Origin of the sequence: Pseudomonas sp. LG1E9 (assembly GCF_003290225.1) — a bacterium.
Lineage (GTDB): Bacteria > Pseudomonadota > Gammaproteobacteria > Pseudomonadales > Pseudomonadaceae > Aquipseudomonas > Aquipseudomonas cyclaminis.
The window spans coordinates 2,854,863-2,871,335 of the sequence record NZ_CP029983.1 but is presented as its reverse complement, the minus strand read 5'-3'; the positions used below and the strand labels follow the sequence as shown (position 1 = coordinate 2,871,335).

14 protein-coding genes are annotated in these 16,473 nt (G+C 57.2%); 8 read left to right on the top strand and 6 right to left on the bottom strand.

The annotated features are described in order from the left end of the window. Window positions 1–28: 28 nt before the first annotated feature. Complete coding sequence (locus DNK50_RS13575) at window positions 29–934, bottom strand: LysR family transcriptional regulator (protein ID WP_099585094.1); 906 nt, start codon at window positions 932–934, stop codon at window positions 29–31. A 133-nt stretch (window positions 935–1,067) separates the two neighbouring features. Between DNK50_RS13575 and DNK50_RS13570 the strand changes: the two genes are divergently transcribed. Genes DNK50_RS13570 through DNK50_RS13560 form a run of 3 tightly spaced genes read left to right on the top strand, consistent with a single transcriptional unit; the run spans window position 1,068 to window position 3,655 of the window. Then, window positions 1,068–1,766, top strand: a complete 699-nt coding sequence (locus tag DNK50_RS13570) for a CoA transferase subunit A (RefSeq protein ID WP_017530493.1) — start codon at window positions 1,068–1,070, stop codon at window positions 1,764–1,766. A gap of 36 nt (window positions 1,767–1,802) precedes the next feature. Beyond that, window positions 1,803–2,462 carry a CoA transferase subunit B gene (locus tag DNK50_RS13565; RefSeq protein ID WP_099585096.1) on the top strand — a complete coding sequence of 220 codons (660 nt, stop codon included), beginning with the start codon at window positions 1,803–1,805 and terminating at the stop codon, window positions 2,460–2,462. Between the two features lie 11 nt (window positions 2,463–2,473). After that, complete coding sequence (locus tag DNK50_RS13560) at window positions 2,474–3,655, top strand: acetyl-CoA C-acetyltransferase (RefSeq protein WP_099585097.1); 1,182 nt, start codon at window positions 2,474–2,476, stop codon at window positions 3,653–3,655. Between the two features lie 103 nt (window positions 3,656–3,758). On the opposite strand, the gene DNK50_RS13555 is transcribed toward DNK50_RS13560, so the two are convergent. Continuing rightward, window positions 3,759–4,175, bottom strand: coding sequence for a PaaI family thioesterase (locus tag DNK50_RS13555; RefSeq protein WP_112194504.1), 417 nt, complete (start codon window positions 4,173–4,175; stop codon window positions 3,759–3,761). Between the two features lie 155 nt (window positions 4,176–4,330). Between DNK50_RS13555 and DNK50_RS13550 the strand changes: the two genes are divergently transcribed. Next, window positions 4,331–5,125, top strand: a complete 795-nt coding sequence (locus DNK50_RS13550; RefSeq protein WP_112194502.1) for a DUF4349 domain-containing protein — start codon at window positions 4,331–4,333, stop codon at window positions 5,123–5,125. Here DNK50_RS13550 and DNK50_RS13545 read toward each other — a convergent pair whose 3' ends face one another. Next, a complete protein-coding gene (locus DNK50_RS13545) occupies window positions 5,126–6,211 on the bottom strand; it encodes a DUF1615 domain-containing protein (protein ID WP_112194501.1) in 1,086 nt (361 codons plus the stop codon). Between the two features lie 428 nt (window positions 6,212–6,639). Between DNK50_RS13545 and DNK50_RS13540 the strand changes: the two genes are divergently transcribed. The 4 genes from DNK50_RS13540 to DNK50_RS13520 all read left to right on the top strand — a co-directional run bounded on the left by DNK50_RS13540 (window position 6,640) and on the right by DNK50_RS13520 (window position 13,620). Further along, the gene (locus DNK50_RS13540) at window positions 6,640–11,439 is read left to right on the top strand and encodes an RHS repeat-associated core domain-containing protein (RefSeq protein WP_112194499.1); all 4,800 of its coding nucleotides are present in this window, start codon (window positions 6,640–6,642) and stop codon (window positions 11,437–11,439) included. Next, window positions 11,436–11,822 (top strand): hypothetical protein, encoded by a 387-nt coding sequence (locus DNK50_RS13535; protein WP_112194497.1) that lies wholly within the window; start codon window positions 11,436–11,438, stop codon window positions 11,820–11,822. The genes DNK50_RS13540 and DNK50_RS13535 overlap by 4 nt, the downstream gene beginning before the upstream one ends. 866 nt (window positions 11,823–12,688) lie before the next feature. Next, on the top strand, window positions 12,689–13,057 hold the full coding sequence (locus DNK50_RS13525) for a hypothetical protein (RefSeq protein ID WP_256595598.1): 369 nt from the start codon (window positions 12,689–12,691) through the stop codon (window positions 13,055–13,057). A 149-nt stretch (window positions 13,058–13,206) separates the two neighbouring features. Beyond that, on the top strand, window positions 13,207–13,620 hold the full coding sequence (locus tag DNK50_RS13520) for a hypothetical protein (RefSeq protein WP_112194493.1): 414 nt from the start codon (window positions 13,207–13,209) through the stop codon (window positions 13,618–13,620). Between the two features lie 58 nt (window positions 13,621–13,678). Here the strand turns inward: DNK50_RS13520 and hemB are convergent, their stop codons facing one another. The 3 genes from hemB to DNK50_RS13505 form a co-directional block, all read right to left on the bottom strand. Next, window positions 13,679–14,653 carry a porphobilinogen synthase gene (gene hemB, locus DNK50_RS13515; RefSeq protein WP_112194491.1) on the bottom strand — a complete coding sequence of 325 codons (975 nt, stop codon included), beginning with the start codon at window positions 14,651–14,653 and terminating at the stop codon, window positions 13,679–13,681. A gap of 116 nt (window positions 14,654–14,769) precedes the next feature. Beyond that, window positions 14,770–15,612, bottom strand: coding sequence for a PhzF family phenazine biosynthesis protein (locus tag DNK50_RS13510; protein WP_112194489.1), 843 nt, complete (start codon window positions 15,610–15,612; stop codon window positions 14,770–14,772). A gap of 3 nt (window positions 15,613–15,615) precedes the next feature. After that, window positions 15,616–16,314 carry a glutathione S-transferase N-terminal domain-containing protein gene (locus tag DNK50_RS13505; protein ID WP_099584891.1) on the bottom strand — a complete coding sequence of 233 codons (699 nt, stop codon included), beginning with the start codon at window positions 16,312–16,314 and terminating at the stop codon, window positions 15,616–15,618. Window positions 16,315–16,473: the final 159 nt, after the last annotated feature.

Here is a 16,473-nt window from a genome sequence, read left to right as displayed (position 1 = left end):
AGTTCGAGCGGGCTTTTTAATTGCACTCTTACAACACTGCCGGAAATCGTCCTTTGCCGGCTTCGTCGCGAAAAATATCAAACAACACTTGTGCCGCCGCCGACAGCTCATGCCCCGGCTTGGTGAGCACACCAATCGGCCGCTCGATCACTGGACTGTTCAAGGTGATGCAATGGGCACCTGCCTCTTCCATCTGCCGTGCACACAATGCAGGCACGGCACTGACGCCCAGGCCACTGGCAACCATCTTGCCCACCGTTGCCAATTGATGGCTTTCCAACGCCACGGGCAGTTTCATCTGTAAGGCGCCCAAGTGTTCTTCCAGCATTACCCGCACCGTGGACGGCCGCTGCAAGGTGATGAACGGCTGCTCCAGCAAGGTCGCCCAATCGATCTCGGCACATTGCGCCAGAGGTGAATCACCCGGCACTACGGCAATGAAACGATCCAGGTACAACGGCGTGAACGCCAGTGACGAGCCTTCCGACGGCTCAAACGCTACGCCCAGTTCCACCTGGCGGTCGCGGACCATTTCCAGTACCTGTTCGTTGATCAAGTCGTGCACCGTCACATTCACCTGGGGGTAACGTGCGCGGAATATCTTCAGGATCGGCGGCAGCAAATTGCCCGCAAACGATGGCATCGCCGCCACAGTGACCCGTCCGCGTTGCAGGGTGAACCGTTGGCGCAATTCGTCCTCGGCATTGTCCCAGTCGGCAATCAGCCGGCGCGCCAGGGGCAACAGGGATTCACCTTCCGGCGTCAGCGCGACATTGCGGGTGTTACGGCTGAACAAGCGGCCCCCCAAGCCTTCCTCCAAACCTTTAATGGTCAGGCTCAACGCCGATTGAGAGAGGTGCAAGCGCTCGCACGCAGCGGCAAAACTCAGGCTTTGGGCCACGGCGAGAAACGCACGCATCTGCTTAACGGTCATGACGCTGCTCCGAACGGGAATGGACTATGCTGTTTTCTAAAACAATCAACCTTAAAAAACAACTTAACAAATCAATCCGTCGGCGCAACACTCGGTTCATTGGCTGGCCCACACACAATAACTAGAGGTGCATATGGCAGGTTTCGATAAACGCGTGGCGTCCTACGAGGAAGCGCTGGCAGGCCTGGAAGACGGCATGACCGTGCTCTCCGGCGGTTTTGGCCTGTGCGGTATTCCAGAGAACCTCATCAATGAGATCAAGCGCAAAGGCACCCGCGACCTCACCGTGGTTTCCAACAACTGCGGCGTCGACGGTTTCGGCCTGGGCGTGCTGCTGGAGCAAAAGCAGATCAGTAAAGTGATCGCCTCCTACGTAGGTGAAAACGCGCTGTTCGAAAAGCAACTGCTCAGCGGCGAGATCGAAGTGGTCCTCACCCCTCAAGGCACCCTCGCGGAGAAAATGCGCGCAGGCGGCGCCGGCATCCCGGCCTTCTTCACCGCCACCGGCGTCGGCACGCCAGTGGCCGAAGGCAAGGAGACCCGCGAATTCAACGGCCGTCCGTACCTGATGGAAGAGTCCATCACCGGCGACTTCGCCATCGTCAAGGGCTGGAAAGCCGACCACTTCGGCAACGTCATCTATCGCCACACTGCCCAGAACTTCAACCCGCTGGCCGCCACTGCCGGCAAGATCACCGTGGTTGAAGTCGAGGAAATCGTCGAACCGGGCGAGCTGGACCCGGCGCAGATCCACACCCCTGGCATCTACGTCGACCGGATCATCTGCGGCACGTTCGAGAAGCGCATCGAACAGCGCACCGTGCGCAAATAATCCGCCTGCGGCCCTAAGAATAAGAGGAACACAACCATGGCTCTGACCCGCGAACAAATGGCTCAACGCGTCGCCCGCGAAATGCAGGACGGTTTCTACGTAAACCTCGGCATTGGCATTCCGACCCTGGTGGCCAACTACATCCCCGAAGGCATGGAAGTGATGCTGCAATCGGAAAACGGCCTGCTTGGCATGGGCCCGTTTCCTACGGAAGAAACCATCGATGCCGACATGATCAACGCCGGCAAGCAGACCGTCACCGCACGCGTCGGCGCCTCGATCTTCTCCTCCGCCGAGTCCTTCGCGATGATTCGTGGCGGCCACGTCGACCTCACCGTGCTCGGTGCGTTTGAAGTCGACGTACTCGGCAACATCGCCTCCTGGATGATTCCTGGCAAGTTGGTCAAAGGCATGGGCGGCGCCATGGACCTGGTGGCCGGCGCGGAAAACATCATCGTGATCATGACCCATGCTTCCAAGGATGGTGAGTCCAAGTTGCTCAGCCAATGCAGCCTGCCGCTGACCGGCGCCAACTGCATCAAGCGTGTATTGACGGACCTGGCATATCTGGAAATCGAAAATGGCGCTTTTGTCCTCAAGGAACGCGCACCTGGCGTCAGCGTTGAAGAGATTGTGAGCAAGACCGCCGGTAAACTGATCGTCCCGGACCACGTTCCAGAAATGCACTTCCAGTGAGGACAGATTCCATGCAAGACGTCGTGATTGTTGCTGCCACCCGCACCGCCGTGGGCAGCTTTCAAGGTTCACTGGCCAACATCCCGGCACCGGAACTGGGCGCCGCCGTGATCCGCCGCCTGCTGGAGCAGACCGGCCTGGACCCGGCACAGGTAGATGAAGTGATCCTCGGCCAGGTGCTTACCGCTGGCTCGGGCCAGAACCCCGCGCGCCAGGCCTCGATCCTCGCCGGCCTGCCCCACGCTGTGCCAGCCATGACCCTGAACAAGGTCTGCGGCTCGGGCCTCAAGGCCTTGCACCTCGGCGCCCAGGCCATCCGATGCGGCGACGCAGACGTTATCATCGCCGGCGGCATGGAGAACATGAGCCTCGCCCCGTACGTATTGCCGGCCGCACGCACCGGTTTGCGCATGGGCCATGCCAAGATGATCGACAGCATGATCAGCGACGGGCTGTGGGATGCATTCAACGACTACCACATGGGCATCACCGCCGAGAACCTGGTGGACAAGTACGGCATCAGCCGTGAAGCCCAGGACGCCTTCGCTGCCGCCTCCCAGCAAAAAGCCAGCGCGGCCATCGAAACCGGGCGCTTCGCGGATGAAATCACGCCGATCCTGATCCCCCAGCGCAAGGGCGACCCAGTCGCCTTCGCCGTGGATGAACAACCGCGTGCCGGCACCAGCGCCGAATCCCTGGCCAAACTCAAACCCGCATTCAAGAAAGACGGCAGCGTCACCGCCGGCAACGCCTCCAGCCTCAATGACGGCGCCGCCGCCGTGCTGCTGATGAGTGCCGACAAGGCCAAGGCACTGGGCTTGCCGGTACTGGCACGTATTGCCAGCTACGCCAACGCCGGCGTCGACCCGGCGATCATGGGCATCGGCCCGGTCTCGGCCACCCGCCGTTGCCTGGACAAAGCCGGCTGGAAACTGAGTGACCTGGACCTCATCGAAGCCAACGAAGCCTTTGCTGCTCAAGCATTAGCCGTGGGCAAAGAGCTGGAATGGGACGCTGAAAAAGTCAACGTCAACGGCGGCGCCATCGCCATCGGCCACCCCATCGGCGCTTCAGGCTGCCGTGTGCTGGTGACCCTGCTGCATGAAATGATCAAACGCGACGCCAAGAAAGGCCTGGCAACGCTGTGCATCGGTGGCGGCCAGGGCGTAGCCCTCGCTCTCGAACGCAGCTGATATTGACGATCTGTGGTGAGCGGGCTTGCTGTGGTGAGCGGGCTTGCTCCGCGCTGGGCTGCGAAGCAGCCCCAATAGGAGTATCTCTTTTATATCGGCATTTTCAGTCCGAGCGCGGCACCGCAAACACCGCATTCGCCCGCGCCACCACTTTGTCCCCCACCTGCAGACTCACCGTCCCAAACGCCATCTGCCGCCCACGCTTGTGATGCTCCAGCCGCACCACAATCCACTCCCCCACCTGCACCGCGCCCAGGTAATCCACGGTCATGCTCGCAGTGATCAGCGGCAACGGCGGCTCACTGGAAAACGCCATCGCATAGCCCATGCCGATATCCGCTAGCGTCGCCAACACCCCGCCATGCACCGTGCCGCGCCCATTGGCGTGGCGATTGTCGGCGCGCAGGCCGACTTCCAGTTGCAAGCCTTCAGCCCGGCAATACGCCGGGCCAAGCAGGTCAAGCAATGGGCTGCTGCGAGGCAGTGGAACAAATCCTTCAGGCACGGCGTGAGCAATCATGGCAAGTCTTCCTTGGAGTCAGGCTTGACGTGTACGCCACGCTCCGAACGCTAGCCATCACCATCAGCCGCACAAATCTTGCGCGATGCTTTGCGTTAATCCGCCAGACCGGCTTTAATCGCCGCCCATTTCCCCGCACACCTCAAGGAACAGCAATGCGCCATCAGGACGGCAACCTTCACTCGCTTCGCGCGCCTCTGTTGATTTTGCTGGCCGGCATGGCCCTGGTCGGTTGCTCGCCCAAGGATCACTCCCGCGCCACGGTGGTCAATGGGGAACAAGGCAAGGCCGGCGCCCAATTGGCCTATGAGCATGGGCTGACCCTGGCTCTGCCCGGCGCCCTACTCGTGCCACGGATGCAGGCCACCCGTGAGGCCTGTGAAACGGCGCGGTTCGGCACGTGCAATATCCTGGGGATCACCGAAGACAGTAACGGTGGCGAGATGATCCTGCGTATCGCGCCAGCGGGTGTTGAGCCAATGGTCGCCATGGCGGCTGAAGGCGGCACGCTCGGCCAGCGCATCACCACCGCCGAAGACCTGGCCGATGCTGTCGACGATGTGAATCGCCGCCGAGACCGTCTGCAAGCCCAGCAAAACCGCCTCGATGAACTGGCCAAGCGCAAGGACATCACCGTCAGCGACCTGATCGTCTTGAGCAAGGAACAGGCCGGCATCGAAAACGACCTGCAGGCGCTGGCCCAGATTGCCGCCGGCCAGCAGCGCCGCCTGGATACCAACCGTGTCACCCTCAACTTCCGCTCTTCGGACGGCGCGAACCAACCGTCACGCTTCAGCCGGATGTTCAGCAACCTGGGCACGAATATGGTGGAAGGCACGGCTGACGCCCTGGAACGCGCCAGCTATGTCCTGCCCTTTGTGATCCTGGCATTCCCGGTGGTCTGGTTGTGGGTGTGGCTGTGGCGCAGGTTTGTGCGCCGCCGCCCCTGATCAGCGCTTCATACAGCGCTGATAGCGCTCATCCACGCGCTTGGCGAACCAGGCCGTGGTGAGGTTACGGGTGATCTTCGGGCTCTTGAGCACAATGCCCGGCAAGATCGCCCGTGGCAGCGGTTTACCGGCAGCCTTGTCGGCCAGGGCAAACACGCGCTTATAGAGCGTGGTGTCCTCAAAATCCAACTGTTCGCCCTGCTCCAACTGGCTACGGATGCTGGGGTTGCGCATATCCAGCTTGGCACCCAGGGAGCGCACTGCCAGCTCAGTGGTGCCGGGCAGCAGTGAGCCATAGCGGATCAAATCCCCGTCCAGCGCCAGCTCAGTGCCGGAAGCCCGGCTGACCGCCGCCTGGAACGCCGCGTTGCGGCTCGCATACCAACCCGCATTGAAATCGGCAAAGCGGTACAGCGGCTGGTCGTAATTCACTGGATAACCGAGCAAATGGGCGATGCCAAAGTACATACCGCCACGGCGGGTGAAGACCTCCCGACGAATCGTGCCATCCACCGTGTAGGGATAACCCCGCGCCTGTTTCTGTGCAAAGTCGATGCTGACCTGCATGGGGCCAGCGGTGTGCACCGGGTTGAAGCCGCCAAACAGTGTATTGCCCAAGGGCACCATGCTGATGAAGTCATCGAAGATGCCGCTGAGGTCTTTCTCGGTGCGGGCAGCATTCAACCGATCGGCGTAGGACTTGCCGGTGGGCGACCTCAATTGCAGCGCGCTGCGCACCACGAAGGCCGGCACATGCACCTTGCCAGCGCGGCGCAGGATCTCGTCCTGGGCGATCTTGCCCATATTGGGCACGGGCGGGTCGACCTGATAGGTCGACTCCTGCTCCGTCACCGCCAGCACAGCGCAGATATTCTCGGTGCTGGGGTAGATTTTCTGGGTGTCGAAAGCCGTGTAGATATCCTGAGCCCAACCATTGCGATCCGCCACCTTGGCCGGGAGCAGGCGCACAATCTGCGCCTTCACCTCGGCCTCGCTGCGCTCCGGTTGCTGCGGGCCGCGTGAGGTGGAGCAACCGGCCAGCACCAGCAAGGGGATGAGGCACAGGATCAGGCGGCGTGGGGACATGGGGCTTCCTTGAAGAACAATGGGCCGAGCGTTGCGGATATGGACAGGTAAGTCTAACGCGGGTTCGTCAACTCGCCCTCTCGCCAGCCCGAGCCGATCATGACAGGATCTTTCTTCGACCATTCGTACAAGGAGTTTGAATGCCATGCTGAGCCTGAACTTCCTCGTCACCCACCGCGACCGTCTGTATTCGCAATGAATCACGTGTTTCACTGCTGCGTTTGCAGGGCTGGAATTAGGCCTTGCGTTTGCGCGTCACAAAAGGCTTTTTTCAAGCTGACAAAAGCTGTCGAAGCTTCCCACGTGGACGCCGGATAAGCTCTACAGCTTCCCCCTGAAAACCTCTGCAAAGTCCCTCGCCTGAATACACAGTGCGAGGGATTGCAGATGGTTCTTTTCGTTAAGGCCCTGGTTGACGGGGCTGTCTCATGATCAACGCCACCAGCCAAGCCATTGGGTATCTGGTGCTGGCGGCCATGGATTCAAAGACGCGTGACGTCGAGTCCGTGCTCAGTGATTTCCGCAGTTGCCTCAATCACTACGATGCCTGGGCCGAAAGCTTTTTCAGTTTTTCGGCGCTGGATATCGAGCAGGTGTTCAAGGTTGGGGATGAGGTGGCGCTGGTGGCGCCAATCAACCGCTCCCTCTTCCCCAGTGCGACCGTTGCACAGTGTCCAGCCAGTGGGACGTTGACGCTGGTGCATATGTTTCAAAGTTCACGCTTCGTGCCCATTGGCAATACGCCGGTGGTGCTGCAGCGCATCGACCCAAACGGCGGCCCATTGGGCGAGCCCATTCATAAAACCATTGGCCCCAGCGGCATTCTTGAAATCAAAGAATGTGATCGCAACCAGCGGTATCGGATTAGCTTCTACCCCAACGTTTCCAAGGAACACTTCAAGACGCTCTACGCATCTTATCGGTTGGTGATCACGCCACTGGAAGTGTGGTTGCGTACTGAATGGAGCGAAACGTTTGAACCATTGTGGAAGGGCTATTCCGAGGCGGACTTCCTCAAGCGCTATCTCTCATTGCATCAAGCCTATGCCCGTGGTTTTGGCGACGCGCTGTACACACTCTGGGACAACCTCCAGCAGCTTTGCCAATGGCTGAGCGACCCCTTGGCCAACGCCGAAAAGCTGCTGCAATACCTGACCCAGGATGAATTTGAACAGTTACTGGCGTTGAGCACAGAGACCATCGCCAAGGGCCTGCTGGTGCTCAGTGATGAGCCCTTGATGTTCATCCATCTGGCCGCGCTGGTCAGCTGGATGAGGATGTTGCCGCCTCCGTACATGAACGAAATGCTGGGGGAGATCGGTGCCGAGGTGCTGATCTATCTACTGCTGGGGTTTGCTACCGCGGGCATGGGCATGGCGGTGCGTATGAGCACGAAAGTGCTCGGCAGTATCAAGTCTCAACGTGTGCGCAAGTGGCTGGAGCAAATAGCCAAACAGTTTGGCACCGCTCAACTGGATGGCCATGCCGAAGCGCTAAAGCCGGTGTTGTTCAAGAGTGAGGCTGTGCCAATCAAGGTGGTACCCGCTGCGCCGTTGAAGGCTGGGGAGAATCTGGTTTCGAACGCGGTGCCGGCGGTTCGTAACAAGACTCAGCGGACGGTGTTGGTTCGCCAGGAACATGTCGACGACGCGCCTGCCGTGGCGACGAATCCGAAGGGGGATGCTGCTGCGGCTTCGGATAAGACCGTGACCAACGGCTGCCCGGTGTCGATGGTCACCGGCGAAGAATTACTTACGCTGACTGACGGTGTTTTAGACGGGATTCTGCCGTTTGAGTGGACACGGTTGTATCGCACCAGTGCGGTGGAGGTGGATGTCGGGCTGGGGTTTGGGTGGAGTCATTCGCTCGCGCATCGGCTTTCGGTTGACGGTGATTCGGCGGTCTGGATCGACCATGAAAACCGCTCGACTGAGTTTCCACTGCCGACAGTGGCTCGACCTGCAATCACCAATAGCCTGGCCGAAGCTGCGATCTACTTGGGCTCGGAGCCAGATGAGTTGGTGCTGGCGCAGGCGTCGCGGTTTTATCACTTTCGCGATGGGGTGCTGGTTTCGATCAGTGATGCGTATGACAACCGGCTGCGGATTAGTCGGGACTATTTAGGGCGCATTGAACGGCTGGATAACGGTGCCGGGTGTGCGCTGTTTTTACGCTATGAGTCGGGCCGCATTGTGGCGGTGGACTACCAGGTTCAGCGGGCCAAGGGACATGAGCCTTACGTCTGGATCACAGAGCACAGCGTTGTTTCCTACGTCTACGACGACATAGGCCGACTGGTCTCAGCGACCAATGCCGTCGGCGAAAGCGAGATTTATCGCTACGACGATCAGCACGTGATTCTGGAACGTGGGTTGGCCGGTGGGGCGAGTTTCTTTTGGGCGTGGGAACGGTCTGGCAAAGCGGCGCGATGTGTCCGGCATTGGGCCAGTTTTTCGCAGATGGATACGCGGTATGTGTGGGGGGATGACGGCAGCGTTGTGGTGCACAACGCCGATGGCAGCCAGGAAGTGTATGTCCACGATGACCGCGCACGGCTGGTGCAGCGCATTGATCCGGACGGTGCCGAGCATTTCAAATCCTACGATGACAAGGGTCGGCTGACGGTCGAGCAGGACCCGTTGGGCGCGGTGACGGCGTATCAGTACGACGAGGCCGGACGCTTGGTGGCGTTGTTTCCGGGGGACGATGAGCCGACATCCTACGAGCATGACAACGGCTTCGTACGGGTTGTAAGGCGAGGCTCAGCGGTTTGGAAGTACGAGCGCAACGATCAGGGCGACGTGACGCGTAGGACCGATCCCGACGGTCACATCACCGACTACAGCTACAACAAATACGGGCAACTGATTGGGGTGTGGTACCCGGATCACAGTTGCCAGCGGCTGGTGTGGAATGACCGCGGCCAGTTGGTTGAAGAGCAACTGCCCAACGGGGGCATCAAGCGCTATCGCTACGACGACCTGGGCCGGCAGATTGCCCGTGAGGATGAACAAGGCGCGCTGACCCAATACCAGTGGGATGCAGCCGGTCGGCTGACTCGCCTCGTACTGCCCGGCGGTGCGTGCAGGGAATACAGCTACAACCCCTACGGAAAAATCACCGCCGAACGCGATGAACGGGGCCACGTCACCCGCTACGAATACGCGGACGGCCTGCACCTGATCAGCCGCCGCATCAATGCTGATGGCAGCCAGGTCAAGTACCGCTACGACAACGCGCGTCTGCTGCTGACCGAGATTGAAAACGAAGTTGGCGAAACCTATCGGCTGGCTTACCACGCTAACGGTCGGATCCAGCAGGAAATTGGCTTTGATGGGCAACGCACGGCCTACGCGTATGACCTCAATGGCAACCTGCAGGAAAAAACTGAACACGGCGATGATGGCAGTCAGCTAATGACTCGTTACGAGCGCGACCACGCCGGCCGTCTCGTAAGAAAAACCCTGCCCGACGGCAACAAAATCGATTACGCCTACGACCGCCAAGGCAATCTCCTAAGCGTCGACGACGGCCACTGGGCGCTGGCCTACGAGTATGACGTCCAGAACCGCCTCACCGCCGAACACCAAGGCTGGGGCACCTTGCGCTATGGCCATGACGCCTGCGGCCAGCTTCAACACCTGCGCCTGCCAGACAACAACCGTGTGGCGTTCAACCATGCCAAGGGCGGTCATCTCGCCACGGTAGAACTCAACGGTAAAACCCTTACCTCGCACCTGTTCAAAGCCGGTCAAGAACACCAGCGCCAACAAGGCCAACTGCTCAGCCATTACCACTACGACGACCAACAGCGCCTGCACGCCCATGCCGTAACACAGCAAGAACATCACCTGCTCCAACGCCACTACGACTACGACAGATCCGGAAATCTCACCCGCCTCAACGACACCCGCAAAGGCGAACACCACTACCACTACGACCCGCTCAACCGCCTGACCCGAGTCGACCACTCCCAAGACCTGCAGGAACGCTTCGGCCACAACCCGGCGGGCAACCTGCTCATGCAAGACCGCCCCGGCCCCGACATCGTCGCCGGCAACCGCCTGATGATCCAGGGCGACCGGCATTACGACTACGACGCCTTCGGCAACCTGATCGGTGAACGCAGAGGCAAAGGTCACCAACTGGTCACCCAGTACCGCTATGACTGCCAGCACCGCCTGATCGGCATTACCCAACCCAACGGGCAAACCGCCAGCTACCGCTACGACCCGTTTGGACGGCGTATCAGCAAAACCATTGATGGCGTAACGACGGAGTTTTTCTGGCAAGGCGACAAGCTGATTGCCGAGCACCATGCAGATCGCCACAGGAGCTTCGTCTACGAACCCGACAGCTTTCGCCCGCTAGCACTACTGGAAGGCTTTGGGCCAAGCGAAACCCAGCCCTACCACTACCAACTCGACCACCTCGGCACGCCACAGGAACTCAGCGACCCAGACGGCGAAATCGTCTGGTCCGCGCACTACCGCGCCTACGGCCAGATCAGTCGCCTCGACAAAAGCAAAATCGACAACCCGCTGCGCTTCCAGGGTCAGTACTTTGATCAGGAAAGCGGGCTGCACTACAACCGCCATCGCTACTACAATCCGGATATTGGGCGCTACCTGACGCCAGACCCGGTGAAGTTGGCGGGCGGGATCAACGCGTACCAGTACGTGCCCAATCCTACCGGGTGGGTGGATCCACTGGGGCTGAGCTCTTGTCCGGCTGAGGACGGGTGTAAACGTAAACAATGGTCTAAAACTGATAGCCCAAACGAACAGGTCAAATTTGATACTCAGTCACCATTACCTCCTGCGCCACATAAAAAACGTAGTTACCTGTATCGTGGAGATTTGAGAGAACCGGATGAGATATTTGAAAAAGGGTTTGAAAGCAGAGGAGAAAGCACCAATCTTTTCCTGCATTCTTTAAATAACGCCAGCCCGCCAAGTAACTTTGTTCCTACCTCAACATCTAGGAAACAAGCCTTGGTATTTGCGTCAGGCTTCGGATTTGAGGAAGGTTTTCTATACACACTCAGAAGAATCCAAGGAAGAGACGTGAATAAGGAGCTAGGCATACGATCAAAGCACAAGAATGAAGTAGAAATCGCTATACCTGGACGTATAGATTCTAAAGACATTTTAGGAGCCTCACCGGTCAACGAAGACGGCTCCTTCAAGGGATACACAATATTGAACCCCAAAAGAGAATACCCATGAAGTCACGTGAAATAACCATTATCCATAACGGCATACGTGACAGCGCAGTAGTCGAATACGAAGCGGGAAAGCCAACACTTAGTCTGCTTTTGAATAATGGCAAACGAAAAACCTATACAGCACCAGACCTGTTCGAAAGCTTTGGCTTATTGAGAGCCGAGTTGAAAAATATTAGTTTTTTGTGCAAAGGATCAAAAATCAATGTTCACACATCTGGAATGTCCTCACATATGTCGAATGGCCTTATTGCCTACGAACTGACTATGGGCAACCCAGACGGCGAATTCGTACATATTTTTACTTACGAGGAACGCAACCTCACCAACGACATTCAGCAACAACGTGATTTCTGCCAACGCTGGTCCGAATCAATTCAAGATTAATAACCTCAGCTCAACCTGCGTTGGGCTCAGAAGCAGCTCCCTCAGACAGATGCGAACCCGGTGAAGTTGGCGGGCGGGATCAACGCGTACTACCGTTTTCCCTAAGTGAGCACACAATGCTTAAATGTCCATTCATGAATACTCCTTACACCCCAAATATTTCTCACTTATTAGGAGCCCTATCGATATACGACCTTGAAAATACAGCTGGAAAAAAACTTCGGAAGTACAACCCCAACAATGAAAAGGATAGAGAAACCATCATAATTACCTTTATCCTAAAGGACCTTATGTATCTCTCATATAGGCATCGCTTCGCACTAATATCTGCACTCAGGGATACACTAAACAGATCCGATTTTGACTTTTCGAAAGAGTTCGAAAGCGATTACGACGAATACAGAACTATGGCTTGGAACGAAACTGAAATCGCCGACCCTCGAGGTTTCTTCGCCGATATTTAACGCCTAGCTAATGAGGTCTGGAAAGATGATCTCCAAAAAGCCAGCCTTGAAGACCAGTCAGCCTGGTGAGAACGGAATTAAATTTCATACTTATAAGCTCGTGTCCGGGTGGGGATGGATGCAAACCAGGAACAACCGCGCCCTCAAAACGCAAAGCGTTGATCACGGAGAACCGGCTTCACCGCAACTGACACGTGCGGAGCGACAGGCAAGGATTGATGAGATTGCAGAGTCAAATATCCACCGACGTCTATCAGATTTGGAAAAATTAATTCCGGACGCACACGTCTTGGAAAACACGGAGTTCGAACTTCATTAGGATCTCAACTTGAACGAGTAAAAACAGCTAAGAACCCTACTAACGGCACAGAGACGAAAAACCAATCACTGCATATGCGGAGTTTGAATAATGAAAAAAAACCAAGCCTACCAATATTGCGAGGCCTGCTATTCACTTACTGCATAGAAAACACTAAAAACTTAGAGAGAGAGGAAATAATCTCCTCAAAAAATATTAATGATGAAAGCGAACTCTCTGAGCTTTTTCATACTTTAACCAAACCGGAATTTCTTTCATATCGAGAAGATGAACAGAAGTGGTTTATAGAAACAATTGAAAACTACCTATCAACTGACGAAAGCCTTGAATCTGTTTTTCATCTTTTCGATACTTATTTTGAAGATGAAATCCTTGACAAAAGACGCTTCATAAAAGTTCTTTTAGACTGCCTCAAGCTCTATAGACTTGAGTTGAACGACACCAAAACCTAAGACCTTAAAATCTTACTCACTTTTTATTGAAGATGGAGAGTTCGCTACCCATAACAAAATCGACACCGAGGATATATTAGTCGCCACCCCAGTAAATCCTGATGGAACTTACGTCGGATACTCCATACCAAACCCCAACAGGAAATAAAATGAAAACTAAAAATATAAAAGCAATAGTCAACAAAGAACACAAGCAGGTCACCATCAAATATGACACAACGAAGCTCACGATGACATTTTCAGAGGCCGACAATTTTGAAAAGGTTTATGAAGGGCATGACCTATATATTTGCTTCGCGAAAATCCGGGCAGACTTCCCGCATATAACGTTTTTATGCAAAGGGGCAAAAATAAACGTTAAACCGTCAAGAATGGCTTCTCAGATGAGCGCGGGACTCGTCGCATACGAAATGACTTTAGGTCAGCAAGCTACCAACGACGACATAGTCCATTTGTTTGACTACGAAGAGGAGAATCTAACAAACGACCTACAGGAACAAATAGATTTCTTCAGGAAATGGTTGGCGTCATTAGGTGCTCAAGATTACGAAAAATTTAACTGATTCATGATTGCCCATCCCCTGTGATAAGCCAGTTCACCACAGGGGAGAAACGATGTCCTTAAATCCCCGCCAACGCCAAATCCATCGCAAAGTAAGTAAAAATCAAATCCGCCCCCGCCCGCTTGATCGACCCCAACGTCTCGCGTACCACTCGATCCTCATCAATCGCCCCCGCCTGGGCGCCAAACTTGATCATCGCGTATTCACCGCTCACCTGGTACGCCGCCACCGGCAGGCGTGAGGCTTCGCGGATGTCGCGGATGATGTCGAGGTAGGCACCGGCCGGTTTGACCATGAGTGCATCCGCGCCTTCCTGTTCGTCGAGCAGCGATTCACGCACGGCTTCGCGGCGGTTCATGGGGTTCATCTGGTAGCTTTTGCGGTCGCCTTTGAGGGCGCTGCCGCCGGCCTCGCGGAAGGGGCCGTAGAGGGCCGAGGCGAATTTGGTGGAGTAGGCCATGATCGGGATATGGGTGAAACCGGCGTCATCCAGGGCGCGGCGGATGGCTTGGACCTGGCCGTCCATGGCGGCCGACGGGGCGATCACGTCGGCGCCGGCGCGGGCAGCGGCCACGGCTTGTTTGCCGAGGTTGACCAGGGTCGCGTCGTTGTCGACGTGGGCGCCGTGCATCACGCCGCAGTGGCCGTGGTCGGTGTATTCGCAGAAGCAAGTGTCGGACATCACGATCATTTCCGGCACGGCGTCCTTGATGATCGAGGACATGCGCGAGACCAGGCCGCGTTCTTTCCAGGTGTCGCTACCGTTGGCATCCAAGTGATGAGACACACCGAAGGTCATCACCGACTTGATACCGGCACGGGCATAACGCTCGATCTCGGCGGCGAGCTTCTTCTCGGGGATGCGTTGCACACCCGGCATGCTGGTGATCGGCACGAAGTCGTCGATTTCTTCTTCGACGAAGATCGGCAGCACCAGATCGTTGAGGGTGAACTCGGTTTCCTGGAACAAACCACGCAGCTCCGGAGAGCGGCGCAGGCGGCGTGGGCGGGCTTGGGGGAACTGGCTGGTCATGGTTTTCCTGACATAAAGACTCAAACTTTGGGGCGAAAGCTTATGCCCACAGGCCCCGGCAGCACAAATACCAAGGGGCCAACAGTGTATTGCGGCGCTCGCAATAATGTATTGATCTAGAGCTGTAGACGCCCGTCGATGCACACCGCTACGGCGCCGCCGATCCAGATTTCCTCGCCCTGGCGCTCGACGCTGATACGCCCCGCGCGCCCCATGGCCGTGCCTTGGCTGACCACATAGCGCTCAGGCGCCAGGCCTTCACGCAACAGCCATTGGGCGACGCCGGCATTGAGGCTGCCCGTGGCCGGATCTTCCGGCGCGCCGTCGCCTGCGACAAAACCACGCACTTCAAACTGCGTATCCACATCGTCCTGCGCAGGGTCACAGGGGGCAATCACGCCCACGGCCAGCCCCATAAGCTGTGAATAATCAGGCTGTAACGCCAGGACCTGATCACGGTCCGCCAACATCACCACAAGCCACCCTGCGCCATTGTCGACCCATTGACTGCGTACGATACGGTCCGGCTCCAGGCCCAGTCCCAGGCGCACACGCTCCAACACATCGTCCTCCACCGCGCCGGAACGCAACAACGGCGGTGCTATAAACGCCAGTTCATCGCCTTGACGACGGATACGCACCAGGCCGATTTCGCACTCCTGGACGATCTCCTCGCCTTTAGGCACCCCGCCCGCTGCCAGCCACGCATGGCAACTGCCCAGTGTCGGGTGCCCGGCGAATGGCAGCTCCTGCAAGGTGGTGAAAATTCTCACCCGGTAGTCAGCCCGGGGGTCGCGCGGCGTCAGTAAAAACGTGGTTTCACTGAGATTGGTCCACTTGGCGAAGTCCGCCATCTGCTGGTCGCTGAGGCTGTCGGCACCCAGAACCACTGCCAGCGGGTTGCCCTTGAGGGACACGCGGCTAAAGACATCCAGTTGTTTGAAATCGAAAGTCGGCATGCTTCAGCTCGGACTATTCAGTCCACGGATCACTGCCGGCCGGGCCACAAAGCTGTCCAGCACGCGCAGTACGTTAGGGAAATCGGCAATGCCGACGATATCGCCCGACTCATAAAAGCCAATCAGGTTGCGAATCCACGGGAAGGTAGCAATGTCGGCGATGCTGTAGTCATCACCCATGATCCAGGTGCGACCGAGCAGGCGTTTTTCCAGCACTTCGAGCAAGCGACGGGATTCGGCAGCGTAGCGGTCGCGAGGGCGCTTGTCTTCGTAGGCCTTGCCGGCGAATTTGTTGAAAAAACCCAACTGGCCAAACATCGGGCCGATGCCGCCCATCTGGAACATCAGCCATTGAATCGTTTCATAACGTGTCGCCGGATCTTCGGAGAGCAACTGGCTGGTTTTTTCCGCCAGGTAGATCAGGATCGCGCCGGACTCAAACAGCGCCAGAGGCTGGCCGGCTGGGCCCTCGGGGTCGATGATCGCGGGGATTTTGTTGTTCGGATTGAGGGACAGGAACTCAGGGGACAACTGGTCCTGGGTCTCGAAACTGACCTTGTGTGCCTCATACGGCAGGCCCAGCTCTTCAAGCATGATCGAGACTTTTACCCCGTTGGGTGTAGGCAACGAGTACAGTTGCAGGCGCTCGGGGTGCTGGGCAGGCCATTTGCTATTAATCGGGAACGCGGCGAGTGGGTTCATCGGTAAGTCCCTGGCTAGGCAGAAAGTCCCCATGATAGCCATCTACCCGGTGTCCTGCATGGGTCATCAATGCGCAACATCGGCGGGCTATTATCCCGCGTGGGCGAACCAATACGCCCGCGTGCACTCTTAAGTGCGCTAAAACGGTGAATGGAGGCT